Origin of the sequence: Cohnella sp. GbtcB17 (genome assembly GCF_019091135.1) — a bacterium.
Lineage (GTDB): Bacteria > Bacillota > Bacilli > Paenibacillales > Paenibacillaceae > Cohnella.
The window spans coordinates 1-14,024 of record NZ_JAGXJW010000045.1 but is presented as its reverse complement, the minus strand read 5'-3'; the positions used below and the strand labels follow the sequence as shown (position 1 = coordinate 14,024).

12 protein-coding genes are annotated in these 14,024 nt (G+C 58.8%); 10 read left to right on the top strand and 2 right to left on the bottom strand.

Annotation, left to right across the window (positions count from 1 at the left end; genetic code table 11):
• Positions 1 to 140 precede the first annotated feature (140 nt).
• On the bottom strand, positions 141 to 1,055 hold the full coding sequence (locus KVT38_RS22755) for a transposase (RefSeq protein ID WP_217596041.1): 915 nt from the start codon (positions 1,053 to 1,055) through the stop codon (positions 141 to 143).
• Positions 1,056 to 1,438: 383 nt separating this feature from the next.
• On the opposite strand from KVT38_RS22755, the gene KVT38_RS22750 reads away from it, so the two are divergent.
• The 10 genes from KVT38_RS22750 to KVT38_RS22705 all read left to right on the top strand — a co-directional run bounded on the left by KVT38_RS22750 (position 1,439) and on the right by KVT38_RS22705 (position 13,601).
• Positions 1,439 to 3,322, top strand: a complete 1,884-nt coding sequence (locus KVT38_RS22750; protein ID WP_217596040.1) for a cache domain-containing sensor histidine kinase — start codon at positions 1,439 to 1,441, stop codon at positions 3,320 to 3,322.
• The gene (locus tag KVT38_RS22745; protein ID WP_217596039.1) at positions 3,294 to 4,907 is read left to right on the top strand and encodes a response regulator; all 1,614 of its coding nucleotides are present in this window, start codon (positions 3,294 to 3,296) and stop codon (positions 4,905 to 4,907) included. Before KVT38_RS22750 ends, KVT38_RS22745 begins: the two co-directional genes overlap by 29 nt.
• A gap of 42 nt (positions 4,908 to 4,949) precedes the next feature.
• A complete protein-coding gene (gene nagZ / locus KVT38_RS22740) occupies positions 4,950 to 6,545 on the top strand; it encodes a beta-N-acetylhexosaminidase (RefSeq protein WP_217596038.1) in 1,596 nt (531 codons plus the stop codon).
• A gap of 169 nt (positions 6,546 to 6,714) precedes the next feature.
• Entirely contained in the window at positions 6,715 to 8,100 is a 1,386-nt protein-coding gene (locus tag KVT38_RS22735) for a CapA family protein (protein WP_217596037.1), read from the top strand.
• Positions 8,101 to 8,142: 42 nt separating this feature from the next.
• Positions 8,143 to 8,889: a glycerophosphodiester phosphodiesterase gene (locus KVT38_RS22730; protein ID WP_217596036.1), complete on the top strand. Its 747-nt coding sequence runs from the start codon at positions 8,143 to 8,145 to the stop codon at positions 8,887 to 8,889.
• Between the two features lie 12 nt (positions 8,890 to 8,901).
• Positions 8,902 to 9,540, top strand: a complete 639-nt coding sequence (locus KVT38_RS22725) for a fumarylacetoacetate hydrolase family protein (RefSeq protein WP_217596035.1) — start codon at positions 8,902 to 8,904, stop codon at positions 9,538 to 9,540.
• A 208-nt stretch (positions 9,541 to 9,748) separates the two neighbouring features.
• On the top strand, positions 9,749 to 11,167 hold the full coding sequence (locus tag KVT38_RS22720) for an extracellular solute-binding protein (RefSeq protein WP_217596034.1): 1,419 nt from the start codon (positions 9,749 to 9,751) through the stop codon (positions 11,165 to 11,167).
• Positions 11,168 to 11,257: 90 nt separating this feature from the next.
• Complete coding sequence (locus tag KVT38_RS22715; RefSeq protein WP_217596033.1) at positions 11,258 to 12,139, top strand: carbohydrate ABC transporter permease; 882 nt, start codon at positions 11,258 to 11,260, stop codon at positions 12,137 to 12,139.
• Positions 12,139 to 12,969: a carbohydrate ABC transporter permease gene (locus tag KVT38_RS22710; protein ID WP_217596032.1), complete on the top strand. Its 831-nt coding sequence runs from the start codon at positions 12,139 to 12,141 to the stop codon at positions 12,967 to 12,969. Before KVT38_RS22715 ends, KVT38_RS22710 begins: the two co-directional genes overlap by 1 nt.
• A gap of 95 nt (positions 12,970 to 13,064) precedes the next feature.
• Positions 13,065 to 13,601 carry a DNA-deoxyinosine glycosylase gene (locus KVT38_RS22705; protein ID WP_217596031.1) on the top strand — a complete coding sequence of 179 codons (537 nt, stop codon included), beginning with the start codon at positions 13,065 to 13,067 and terminating at the stop codon, positions 13,599 to 13,601.
• Positions 13,602 to 13,628: 27 nt separating this feature from the next.
• On the opposite strand, the gene KVT38_RS22700 is transcribed toward KVT38_RS22705, so the two are convergent.
• On the bottom strand, positions 13,629 to 14,024 hold a 396-nt coding region (locus KVT38_RS22700), incomplete at its 5' end, for an HD-GYP domain-containing protein (RefSeq protein ID WP_217596030.1).

Genomic DNA, 14,024 nt, shown 5'->3' with positions numbered 1-14,024 from the left:
AGGAACCCGAAAAGCGAGAGGGTGCCTCCTTAAGTCGATGCAGGAAATTGCGAATGAGACGCCTGTTTTAAGGCGACTCTGGTAACCCCCAAGTAGCAAACCACTATAAAACCTCTCGAAAAGCGATGAACCGGAACTGCTCAGGCTCCCCATCGAGAAATATGTGAGCCTCTCCAACGGGATTTACTTCCGAAATACAACCACGGCACCTGAAGTGTCCGTTTGAACGCGGTGAGCTGCGGATAGGTAATGACAGGCGAGCTGGCGCACCAGCCGACCGTCTCCTGGAAGGCCGAGCCGCCGCGAATCTTGCAATTCAGACGGTATGTAAATTCGTTCAAATATCGTTGCAAATGCTTGGCGCCGATGCCGTTGAAGGTCAGGTTGAGCCAAGCTTTCAATTGCTTAACGACCATGACGAGCGCAGGGTTATTTTTGCAATAACGGGAAATGTCAGGCATGGACGAGCAGTCGGTTTGTTCCTCGTGGAAGGCTTGAACGCCTTCCGGTTTGATAAATCGTTTATTTTCATAAATATGATCGGGATCCGGTTGTTTGATCTTGATCACAACAGGCTCGGCTTCCTCATTAAATGAAGCGCCGATCAGCAAAGGCTGCAGGGCGTCGTCGAAGGTGGGGTCGCCGTAAAAGCAGCGGTCGATTCTGACATCGCCGGTTAACAGCACGAAGGCGTCGGCTTCGGTCATGGCGCTCCTGATCTTATGGGCCATTAGCCAGGCGGTTTTGTAAGTGACTTGAATCAATTCGCCGAGCCGAACAGCGCTAATGCCATTTTCTCGGGACAACAAATACATGGCATAAAACCACCGCGTCAAGGACGTACGACTACCTTCCAGGACCGTGCCTACGATCAGCGACGTCTGCAGACGGCAGGAAGCGCATTCGTACAATGGGAGGCGTCGCGTCGTTATTTCATAATATCGGGCACTGCCGCATGCCGAACAGCGGAATCCCACCGGCCAGCGAGCGTCGAACAAGGCGGAAATGCAGGCTTGCTCCGTGCCGAATGCAGCAAGAAACTCGTCGTTCGTCATCGGGGGTTCCACCATGGCACAAACGCCCCTTCTAGAAAATATTTCAAATCGATTATACCAAACATATGTTCTCTAATCAAATGGAAAATTCCAATTTCCTGTTAAAATTAAATTGTTCGACACAATTGAATGAATGAACGCGCCTTTTCTGAGCGACGGGGATAATGGTATGAAAACAAAAAAAGTGGTATATAACCTCGGCGCGTGGCCTCGGTGCTGCTTGTAGACGATTTTATCCCCCGACCGTATGAATGCCTGCTTATGCCCGCAGCCCCGGCGCCCTATAATGTGACTACGGCCCGCTTTTATCCTGCTATAATGACTCCAGGAAGTTAGAAGATCCCATCACCCGCGCAAAACGGGATAGAGGAAGGCTGGGGCCGATGAGTCTGGGCAAACGCGTTTTTACCGCCTTTTTTTTCTTTATAATTATGCCGCTCGTCGTGCTTGGGACGATCTCTTATTTGGCTTTCCAGCATATTACGGAGCAGAAGTACTCGGATCAAATGGAACTGTCGATGAACGCGATCGGCCGCAATCTGAACAACATGATCAAGGAAGCCAATTATTTTTCGGACTTTTGGGTGACGACGGAGGACAGCGTGGAGAGCGTGGAGCAGGCGCTGGGCGCGGGCGTGCAGAGCACGGGGGGCAAACCGGATCAATCAAAGGAAACCGAAAGCGGAGATTACGAGGAGCTGCTCGAGAAACAGAAGCTGACTGGCAGGGTTCTTCTTACTTATCCGGGGATTAAGTCGGTCACGCTGTATCATCTCGACGGCAAAGTCGTGAATCTCAGGTTCGTCGTCGACGAGCCGATCCCGCGGGACGTGCTTGAGAGCAACCCGATCTATCCAGAAGTGCTGAAAAAAAACGGCGCTCCGGTCTGGATCGGTCCGAACGAGGATGCGAGGCTGACGGGTGCCAACAACCTGTTTACGCAAATTCGCGTCCTGCTCGATATCGATACGCTTCAGCCGAAAGGCGTGCTCGTCATGCGCTTCGGAATGACCGAGTTGGCGCGGACGTTTAATTTTTACAATACGGAAGGAGATGGCGACCGCCGTTACCTGATCGTAGGCCGAGGAGGCGTCGTCGTATACGACAGCGCGGGGAAGACGGAAGGACGGTCGTTCGCCGAGACCGATCCGGAAGGCAAGCTGGACTTGGCGCGGAACTTCCAGACGCGCAAGATGAAGTTCGACGGCGAGAAAAGCCTCGTGTCCGTTCACAACCTGGGAGACATCAAACGTCTCGGGACGGGGGATTGGACGCTAGTTACCGTGACGGACTGGGGGTATTTGTCGGGGGATCTCGCTTCGATACTCCGGTTTGTCGTCATGATCACGATCGGCTGTCTGGCCTGCGCGCTCGTATTTAACCTGATGTTCGTCCGCCGGACGATCAGCTTTATCGTGAGCGTCGTGGGCGCGATGCGAAAGGTCGAGCGGGGCGATCTGACGACGCGGGTGCCCGTGACGGGCAACGATGAGACGGTTATCCTCGCCAAGGGCTTCAACAGCCTCGTCGAGCGGGTATCTGAGCTTCTAAGCGACGTGACGACGGAGCAGCGGCGCAAGCGGAGGGCGGAGATGATGCTTCTCCAGGCGCAGATCAAGCCGCATTTCTTGTTTAACGCGCTGGAGTCGATCAACATATTGGCGATACAGAACGAGGGACGGAAAGTTAGCAAAATGGTGCAGCGACTCGGCAACATTTTCCGCATCAGCATCACGCAGAAGGAAGAAATCTCGATCGAGCAGGAGCTGGAGCATTTGCGCAGCTATCTGGAGATTCAAAAATTTCGTTTTGAAGAGCTGTTCGAGTATTCGATCGAGGTCCCGCCCGAACTGATGTCGCATTCGATATTGAAGCTTACGCTCCAACCGCTCGTAGAGAACAGCATTCAGCACGGGTTCGAAGGCATCGATTATTTGGGCAAAATTCGCGTATCGGCGGCTTTGGAAAACGAGAAAATCGTATTTTACGTCGAAGATAACGGTATCGGCATTTCCGAAGAGCGGCTGGCCTTGTTTGCTTCCAGCGGCGTGACGACGCTCGAACAGCTGTACGGCGAATCGCCTGAGACGGGAGAGCGGCGCGGAATGGGCGTAGGCAATGTCGCCGACCGGCTGCGCATTCATTACGGTGCCAACTACGGCTTGTTGCTGTGCAGCGGACCGGGACAGGGCACGATTATCAAATGCGTCATACCATGCGAGTCAGGAGGCGGCGAACGTGAGATTAAAAGCGCTGTTGGTGGATGACGAGATCAACATTTTGAAAAACCTTCAGGCCGTTATTCCTTGGGAGGAGCTTGGCGTCGACGTCGCGGGCACGGCGAAAAACGGCGAGGCGGCGCTGGCACTCGCGCGCGAACATGCACCGGAGCTGATTCTGTGCGATATCCGGATGCCGGTGATGGACGGCATTCAGTTTTTGGAGGAGCTGCGGGAGATGGGCTCGGACGCCGAGGTCATCATGATGACCGGCTATCAGGACTTTAGTTATGTCCGCTCCGTCATCCGATACGAGGTCAAAGACTATATTTTAAAGCCGCTGGACTACGACGAATTGGGGCAAACGATCGGCAGGCTCGCGGAGGGCATTCGGGAGCGCAAGGCGGAGCAGCAAAATATTCAGCGGGAATGGCATCAGGTGTTTCATCTGGCTTACGAAAAGGTGCTCTATGACGTGCTGCTGGAGGTGGGGGGCGGCGCGGCGAAGCCTTTTCTGAAGCAGCATGAGCTGTCCGGCGGAGATCTGTCGTTCGCGATGCTGCTCGCAGACGTGGCGGATTATTCGCAGAAGGAGCGGAATTGGGACGATAAGGAGCGAAAGCTATGGAATTTTGCGGTCCATAACGTCCTTCAGGAGTATTTGTCGTCGCAACAAATCCCTTACACTGCATTGCAGGTTCGAAACGGGGAGTGGTGCGTGCTGATCGAACGCATGCCTGCCGATACGTTTGACAGAGCGCAGTGCGAGGAATGGGGCCGACAGCTGAGGGAAGCCGTGGCTCGGTACCTCAAGATCCAGATGCGCGTAGCGCTCCATCCGGCGCCCGTATCGCTGGAAAAGCTGGCGCGGGCATACAAAAATCTGCAGCGATCGCTCAGCTTGAATGTCGGGAGGGACGATGCGGTTATCGTGCCGGAGCGTACGAAGGAGCAATCGGAGCATTCGCAGCGATTGTGGGATCGGATCGAGGAAATGGTCACGGGGCTCAAACGCTGCGACCGACGGAAGACGGAGGGCGCGCTGCGAGAGCTGAACGATAGCTTCCGCCAGTTGCCGGACGATTCGTATGAGCGCGTGCAGCCGATCCTTCACTATCTTTGCCTCCATCTGCTGCGGGAGATGCGTTCGATGGACGTCATCCAGGGGGAGGACGAGACGGAGTTCTGGAAGCAGCTAGACCGCAACCCGGGCATTCGCGAGACGTTGACCGTCATTAACCGGTTAGTGGACCGTTCGATCGACAATGTGATGAAAAAGAAGACGAGCGACGTTCTGATGCTGTCCGCGCGCGATTATATCGAACGGAACCTGTCCTCGGATCTTAGTATCGATGCGATGGCCGATTATTTGGGAATCAGCGGAAGCTACTTCAGTCTTTTGTTCAAGCAGCACTTCGGCGAGACGTTCGTCGAATACGTGACCAAGCAGCGGATGGAAATGGCCAAGTCGATGCTCGCCATCAGCGATAAGAGCATTACGGCGATCGGTCAGATGGTCGGATACGCCGAGCGAAGGTATTTCACCCGGGTATTCAGCAAGTATACCGGGCAGTTGCCCTCGGAATACAGAGAGCAAACGCAGGGCCGGACGGAAGCGTACGGCCCATCATAAACGCAGCCGATAATCGCGCTTGCGCAGTGGAGATGAATCGGGATGGCGAAGCTTAACAATCTGTTGGACGGCTTGGACTTAAAATGTAAAATCGGCCAGCTGTTCATGTGCGGATTTGACGGACATGATCCGGCCGAAGGTGTTGTACGGCTGATCGAGGCGTACGGGCTCGGCGGCGTTATTTTATTCAGACGCAACTTGAAGGATGCCGAGCAGGTGTCCCGTCTGACGACAGCGCTTCAGGAAAAGGCTGCGGTGCCGCTGCTTGTGTCGATCGACCAGGAGGGCGGCATGGTCGTGCGCCTCGAGGAGGGCGTGACGGTCATGCCCGGCGCGATGGCCATCGGCGCGGCAGGCGACGTCGAACTGGCCCGCGAGGCAGCGATGCTGTCCGGCGCCGAGCTGAGGGCCATTGGCGTCAATATGAACTTCGCGCCTTGCCTCGATGTGAACAACAATCCGCTTAATCCGGTCATCGGCGTCCGTTCTTACGGAGAGAAGCCGCGCAAGGCGGCCGAATTCGGCGCAGCGGTCGTTCGCGGCTATCGGGAGGGCGGCATTGCGGCGGTTGCGAAGCATTTTCCCGGGCATGGCGACACGGCTGTCGACTCGCATCACGCGCTGCCGGTCGTGCCGCATGGTCCCGACCGCCTGAATGCGGTAGAACTCGTCCCGTTCCGGGCCGCCATCGCCGAAGGCGTCGATGCGATCATGACGGCGCACGTCGTTTTTCCGGCCTATGAGCCGGATGGAGTTCCCGCCACAATGTCGAAGCGAATCCTGACCGGCCTGCTGCGCGAGCGGCTCGGCTTCGGCGGCGTTGTCGTCACCGACTGTCTGGAGATGAACGCCGTCTCGGAGACGATCGGCGTTGCAAGAGGGGCAGTCGAAGCCGTTAAAGGCGGCGCGGACCTGATCCTCGTGAGCCATCGGCTCGACCGGCAGATCGCGGCGCTCGAAGCGGTATACGAGGCCGTGCTGGCGGGAGAAATCCCCGCATCCCGCATCGACGAAGCCGTCCGGCGCGTCCGGTCGCTGAAGGAGAAGCTCGGCCTGTTCGCCCGGTCGGCGCCGGCGAGTCCGGATCCGGCGCGCGCCGAATCGGTGGCGCGAATATTAAGCGAGCAAGCGGTGACGATCGTAAAAGGCGGAGAGCGGCTACCGCTGCGCCGAGACGTCCGCACGCTGGTCGTCTGGACGGAACCCCGCGCGAGCACGGAGGTGGTCGAAGCGGTCGAACAGCGCTGGACGCTGGGCGCGGCGCTTCGCGCAGAAGGGCTGGACACGGCCGAACTTGCGATCGGTCTCGAGCCGACGGAAGCGGAGAAGGCCGAAGTCGTGGCTGCCGCCGAAGCTGCGGGCGCGATCGTGTTCGCTTCCTACGACGCGGGCTTTTACGCGGGCCAGTCTGCGCTTATTCGGACGCTGCATCAAGCGGCCGAGGCGGCGGGCAAACCCTTCGTACTGGCTTCGTTGCGAACGCCGTACGATCTGCTGGCCGCCCCCCAGGTTCCCGTTTATATTTGCGCTTACGAGAACAAGCCTTCGATGATGTCCGCGCTGGCTGGCGTATTGATCGGCAGAATGCCTGGCGCCGGGCGGTTGCCGGTGACGATCGGGGAGTTTGCCAGCTTCTAACGATCGCTTTCTTTGATGCTCGCCGTCCTTCTGCCTTTACGCCGAAGGACGGTTTCTTTACGTCGACCTGCCAGCTTTCGGCATTGAAGTTTCGCTTCGGCGTTCGAGTCTCGATCGAGTCTATGGTATAATTACGGGCATTAAGCGATCGTGCGGAGGTCTCATTTGAATGTCTTATTCCCGTGTTCAATCCAAGAAAAAATCCAAGAGAAAGCGCCGCTGGCCGATTGTCGCCTTCGCGGCGCTTGCCGTCGTGCTGGTCGCGGCCGTGGGCGTATACGCGGCAATCGTCTCGGGCGACGGGGACGGCGGCGAAGCGTCGCCCCCTGTCGCTACGGCCACATCGTCCGCCTTGCCATCGGACGCATCATCGCCTTCCACGACTCCCGATTCGACCGCGGAGGGCCCAGCGGCCTCGCCCGTCGAATCCGAGCAACCAGCCCAATCGCCTGATTCTGCGCCTTCCGCGGAACCCGGCGACGAGGAGGAAGGTGGCGGAGCGCCGGCAGGCGATGGCGAGACCGAACAGACTTCGCCCTCTGCAGAAGAGCCTGCCGCTACGCCCGACGCCGGAACGGCCGGCGATCCGAGCGATCCGGCGCCATCGGGCGCATCCGTCACGCTTGCCTTCGTCGGCGACATCTTGCCGGCGTCGACCGTCGGCAAATTGATCGAAAAAAACGGCGTGGACTATCCGTTCAAGCTGGCGAAGCCGCTGCTGGAGTCGGCCGACATCGCGGCCGGCAACCTGGAAGCGCCGATCACGACGCGGGGTACGCCCGCGCAGAACAAGCAGTTCGTGTTCAAAGGCAAGCCCGAATACTTGAAGGGACTCAAAAACGCCGGTCTGGACGTCGTCAGCCTCGCCAACAACCATACGCTCGATCAGGGCTGGGAAGGCCTGAGCGACACCATGGACGCGCTCGACGACATCAAGCTCAAGCATATGGGATCGGGCGCCGACGACAAAGAAGCGTTCGAGCCCGTCTATTTCGAGCATGACGGCCTATCGGTCGCCTACATCGGCGTCTCCAACGTCGTGCCGGACGGCACTTGGAAGGCGGGGCCCGATCACCCGGGGGTGGCCGAGACTTACGATACGACCCGCGCCGTAGCGGCCGTCAAAAAGGCGCGCGAGCTCGCGAACATCGTCGTCGTCATGGTGCATTGGGGCAACGAACGCGCCGACACGCCCAAAGACGCGCAGTTCAACGTCGGCCATACGCTGATCGACGCTGGCGCCGACCTGATCATCGGCAGCCATCCCCATGTGCTGCAAGGCTTTGAAGCCTACAAGGGCAAGTGGATCGCCTACAGCCTTGGCAACTTCGTGTTTACGACGAAGTCGGAATATTCCAAGACGCAGGATACAGGCGTATTGACCGCGACTTGCTCGGGGGACGGCAAATGCAAGCTGAAGTTCGACCCGATGTACGCCAAGGCTTCGCAGCCCGGGCCGATGGAGCCCGAACAAGCAGGGGCGCTGCTGGCCAGACTGAACAAGGTGTCTTACGGCGCGTCCGTCGATTCGAAGGGCCGCATTACGGCGAAGTAAATGGAGAGAAGTTGAGGGAGAAGGATAGAAAGGACGAATCGAATGAATGTGACGGAAAAGGCATCCTTGCACCCGTGCGTCGCACATCGCGGCTGGTCCGGCGCGGCCCCGGAAAATACGATGGCCGCGTTCAGATTGGCGCTCAGCGAGCCAGCGGTCGGATGGATCGAGCTTGACGTGCACCTGTCGAAGGATGAGATTCCTGTTGTGATTCACGACGCGTCTCTCAAACGGACGACGGGCGTCAAGGCGAGGGTGAGAGACAAGACCGCGGCCGAATTGGCCGCGCTGGACGCCGGCAGCTGGTTTCACCGCATGTACGCGGGCGAAGGCATTCCGACGCTGTCGCAAGTGCTGGAGCTGACGCGCGGCAGATGCAGACTTAACATCGAGCTCAAGGACGGCGAGCCGGACAAGGACCTGCTGGCGCGAAAAGTCGGCGAGCTGCTGCGAGCGGAGGGACGCGAAGAAGATTCGATCTTGACGTCCTTCGATCATGCGCTGCTGCTCGCCGCGGGGCGCCATGCGCCGCGCACGCTCACCGGGCTTATTGTCGACAGGCGGCCGTCCAATATCGCGGCCGTCCTTGATTCGCTTGGCGCGAAGTTGCTGTCGATCAACCACAAATACGTCAACGTCGCCTTATTGGCGCAGACCGAGGCAGCAGGCATCGAGGTGATGGCTTGGACGGTGAACGAGCAGCGGGATCTGAACAAGCTGGCCGCATACACGCAATCGTTTCAGCTATGCACGAACTACCCGGACCGCTGGCTGGCGGCCGTCAAATAAGGAGACAATCGCATGACGACACCTCAAGCAGTCGATTTCCGGAATATTTACTGCGTCGGACGCAATTATCGCCTGCATGCCGCGGAGCTGGGCAACGCGGTTCCCGAATCTCCGATGATCTTTGCGAAGCCTACGCACGCCGCGGTAAGGCTGGACGGCTCCGCCGTTCAACTGCCGAAGGGGCGCGGCGCCGTTCATTATGAAGCCGAGCTCGTCTTTATCGCAGGTAGGCCCTACGAGCCCGGCATCGCGCCGAACGAGCTGTATTCGCATTTTACGGTCGGCCTGGACTTGACGCTGCGCGACGTGCAGGACGAGTTGAAGGCGAAGGGATACCCTTGGCTCGCGGCCAAAGGCTTCCGCCATTCGGCGCCGCTCGGCGCCTGGCTGCCTTATGGCGCGGATGCCGAGAAGACGGGGCGTACGTTCGCCATGCGGCTGAACGGCAAAGAGGTTCAGCGCGGCGACGCGAACGACATGGTGTTCGATCTCGCAGCGCTGACCGCGCACGTCGGCGATCTGTACGGGATCGGTCCGGGCGATCTGCTCTTCACGGGGACGCCCGCAGGCGTGGGCAGACTTTCCGACGGCGACGAAGTCGAGCTCCTTTGGGGCGACGACGCGATCGGTACAGGTACGTTCCGCTTCTGATCGACCGCAGACCGCAGCCAAGCATCATGAGAAGGACGCGTTATCGGACAACAGCCGCCTGCCGGCGCGTCCGGACGCGTCCTTTTGGCTATCATAGGGCTACTATAGGATTGTATCCCCCCGTTAGGGGTTTGACGTCCTTACATACCGGCCGATTCCTTCTACAATGAAGAAGTCAAAGCAAACCAAACTTTGGGAGGGTCAACGAGTGAAAAAGAAACTGACTTCCGTATTGGCCGCATCGGTCGCCATGTCCGCCGTGCTGGCGGGTTGCGGCAGCAACAATGACAACAACGGCGCAGCGTCTCCTTCGGCAAGCGAGTCAGCCAGTCCCAGCGCTTCGGCTTCGGCGTCCGCATCTCCATCTCCCAGCGCCTCCGCGCCGGCAAAGGTCGAGAACTTCACGGTTTCCCTCCGTCACATCCAGATCGGCGAGCCGCAAAAGTTTCGCAAAGCGATCCTCGACGACGTCGTCAAAAAGACGGAAAGCGAAGTGCCCGGCCTAAAGTTTGAGCTGGACGGTGTCGAAGACAGCGTCAACCGCTTCACGAAGCTGCCGGCCGAGATGGCCGCTGGCAATCCGCCAAAAGTATTCTCCCTGTTCGGCGGCGCAGGCGACGCGCAGAAATACGTCAAAGCCGGAAGATTGCTCGATTTGACGCCGATTCTCGACGAGCTGGGCATCAAAGGCCAGTTCCTGAACGTCCTCGACTCCTTCTCCGTGGACGGCAAGGTGTACGGCTTGCCGATCGGCGGCAACACCGAAGGCATTTTCTACAATACCGATCTGTTCGCGAAATACAACCTGAATCCGCCGACCACTTGGGACGATCTGGTCAAAGCGGCCGACACGCTGGCGCAAAACAAGATTACCCCGTTCGCCGTCGGCTCCAAGGGCGCTTGGGTGCCCAACATGCTCGTGAACACGCTGATCGGCCGAGTCGCGGGCGAAGCCGCCATCCCGGGCTTCAAGTCCGGCGAAGCCAAGTGGAACTCGCCCGACGTGGTAGCTGCCTACCAGCTGTACGCGGATTGGGAGAAGAAGGGCTACTTCACCAAGGGCGAGCTCGGCAAGGAATACGGCGACATGCTGAACGACTTCGTCGCAGGCAAAGCCGGCATGATGTTCGACGGCTCCTGGCGCAACTCGGCCTTTAAGAACGACGCGGTCGGTGCCGCGATCGCGGGCAAAGTCGCTTATGTGGCGCTCCCGGCAGTACCGAACGGCAAGGGCGATCAGACCGCCGTCAACGCCAACTACGGTGAAGGCTACGGCTTCTCCGCCGACCTGAACGACAACGAGCTCGCCGCCGTCAAGGCGTTCATCAAAAACATGTACTCCGACGAAATGCAGCTCCGCGGCCTGCTCGAGGACGGCGTCCTGCCTTCGATGCAGCTGTCCGACGCATCCATCGCGCAGGTGACGGATCCGCTGCTTAAGCAAGTGCTCGACGTGCTGAAGTCCGCAGGCAAGACGTTCCCGCACTTCGACTCTGTCGTGCAGTCGAAGGTATACACCGAGACCGAGACGCAGCTGCAAAAGCTCATCGCGGGGAAAGCGACGCCGAAGCAAGTCGGCGACGCCATTCAAAAAGTGCAAGACGCCGAAAACGCCGCCGCGAAGTAAGCCGCCGGCGGAAGCGAACGAGAAGCGCCGCCCGATCAGCGCAGGCGGCGCTTTCTTTATACCTTCGAAGACGGCTGGGGAGGGTCCGAAATGAAAACTACGCTAAAAAATCCCTATGTCTACATGCTGTTTGTCGTGCCGACGGTCGCGATGTACTTCCTGTTTTTTATTTATCCGACGATTACGTCGTTCGTCTTCGGCTTCACCGATTGGGACGGACTGAACGCCAGGCAGTTCATCGGTCTGGACAACTTCGTGAACGCTTTTAAAGACGCCGAATTCCGCAGTTCCATCTGGAACAACCTCATTATTCTGCTGTTTTCCTGCTGCATCCAAGTGCCGCTGATCATCGTTTTTTCACTGCTGATCAGCAATATCAAGCGGTTCCAGGGCTTTTACAAAACGACGGTGTTCATGCCGTCCATCCTTTCGACTTCGATCATCGGGATCTTGTGGGGCTATATTTACGATCCGGACGTGGGGCTGCTCAACAACTTTTTGAGCTTATTTGGCATCGATCCGATCTACTGGCTGGCCGAGCCCAAGTGGGCGATGTTCTCGATTTTGCTTACGAACGCCTGGCAGTGGATGGGCTTTTATATCGTACTGATTCTGGCGGCGATTCTCGGCATCCCGAAGGAGATCGACGTGGCGGCGATGGTCGACGGAGCGACCGGCGTCCAGCGCGCCTGGTATTTGACCGTGCCGCTCATCCGACCGATCGTTAACGTCGTTATTATGCTGTCGATCGCGGGCGCGCTGCGCGTCGTCGACATCGTCCTCGTCATGACGGGCGGAGGACCCGCGGGCAGCACCGAGGTCATGGCCTCCTACATGGTCAACAAAGCGATCAAGTACGGCGATTACGGCTACGGCTCCGCGCTTTCCATCATCATTTTTGTCATCGCGCTCATCCTCACCGCGCTGTATCAGCTGCTCATCGCGAGAAGACAGGAAAGGATTGAGTTCTGATGCCGGTCGCCGTCAAAAAATCGATTCCGCACTTTTTTATGATCGTCTACGTCGTTGTCATTCTCGTGCCGTTCCTGTTCGTGCTGTTTTCCTCGCTCAAAGCGAACAATACGGAAATCGCGCTGCACCCGTTCGGCCTGCCGAAAACCTGGGTGTTCGAAAACTACAAGGAAGCCTGGGTCAAGGCGAAAATCAGCGTCTACTTTTTCAACAGCTTGTATTTGGCCGCAAGCGCGGCAATCGTCGGCGTCCTGATGGCTGCCGCCACCGCCTTTGCGATGGCGCGCATGAAGCTGACGCGAATCAGCAAATGGATCTACCAGCTCGTGCTCGTCGGCATGCTCATTCCAGGCAACGTGCTGTTCATTGCGCAGTATTTTCTGGTCCGCGACCTGCACATTCTCGATACGCACTGGGCGCTGTTCCTGCCCTACACGGCGGGCGCGCTGCCGTTCAGCGTGCTGCTGCTCGTCGCCTTCATGCACAATATCCCGCACGAGCTCGAGGAAGCCGCGACGATCGACGGCATGGGCGCGATCCGCATGTTCTGGAAGATCATTCTGCCGCTAACGATTCCGGCGCTTGTCACCGTATTTATCGTCAACTTCCTGGGCAACTGGAACGAGTACCTGCTCGCCAACTTCTTCATCAGCCGCGATGCGCTTCGCACGCTGCCGACGGGCATGGTCGGCTTCCGCGACGCCTTCCAGACCAACTACGCGCTCGTCTGCACGGGCATCGTGTTCAGCGTGCTGCCGGTGCTGCTCCTGTATTCGTTCCTGCAGCGGCAAATCATCGAAGGCCTGACCGCAGGCAGCGTCAAAGGCTGATGCCTGAACCGCCCGAGCCCGGCTCTCTCCAAGCAAGTCTCGTTTGCCTTCCGCCTCTCCGCTATGACAAAATGGAGGGACGGAGGTGAGCCGACATGGCGACGTCGAACAAGGTTTATGCCATGCCGCCGGTCGTTGACGCGAATTCGCGGATTCTTTTTTTGGGCAGCATGCCGGGGACGGCTTCGCTTGCCGCGAGCCGTTACTACGGTCATGCCCGCAACCACTTTTGGCCGATCCTCTACAGACTGTACGGCGCAGGCGCGCCTGACGAGTCTTATGAGGATCGGCTTCGTTTTGCGCTCGCGCACGGCTGCGCGCTCTGGGATACGATCGCGTCCTGCGAGCGGAAAGGGAGTCTGGACGCCGATATAAGGGAGGCCGAGCCGACGGATATTCCCGGCTTGCTGCGGGCGTATCCGGGCATCGAGGTCATTGTGTGCAACGGGGGAATAGCGTACGATACGCTCGCCAGGCACCACGGCCGGCATCCCGAAGTGCTGCGGCGCGTCGTGTTAAAGCTGCCGTCGACGAGCCCGATCCCGACGCGGCAGCACAAGGGGCTGGAGGAGAAGGCTGCCGCTTGGCTCGAGGCGCTGGCGCCGTTCATCGAGTCGCAGCGCAATGCATGAGGCGCGGGGAGTGGGGAGCCGGACTGATTACCCGACTTCCTCGCCAAGCCTGTCGTTCAGACGGTCGCGGATGTCGACCAGGACGTCCAGCTTTTCAAAAAACACGTCAACGACGGCGGGATCGAAATGCCTGCCTCGCTCCTCGCGGAACAGCTTTTCGATGCGGTCGAGCGGCCAGGCGGCCTTGTAGACGCGTTCCGCGCTAAGCGCGTCGAACACGTCGGCCACGGCGGTGATCCGGCCGAAAATATGAATGTCCTCGCCGGCGAGCCCGTTCGGATAGCCGCTGCCGTCCCACTTCTCGTGATGCTGCTCCGCGATGATCGCAGCCGCGGCGAGCAGCTCGCGGCGTGAGCCCTTGAGCAGCTGGTGCCCGATCCGGGTGTGCGACTTGATGATATCGTATTCCTCGTCGGTCAGCTT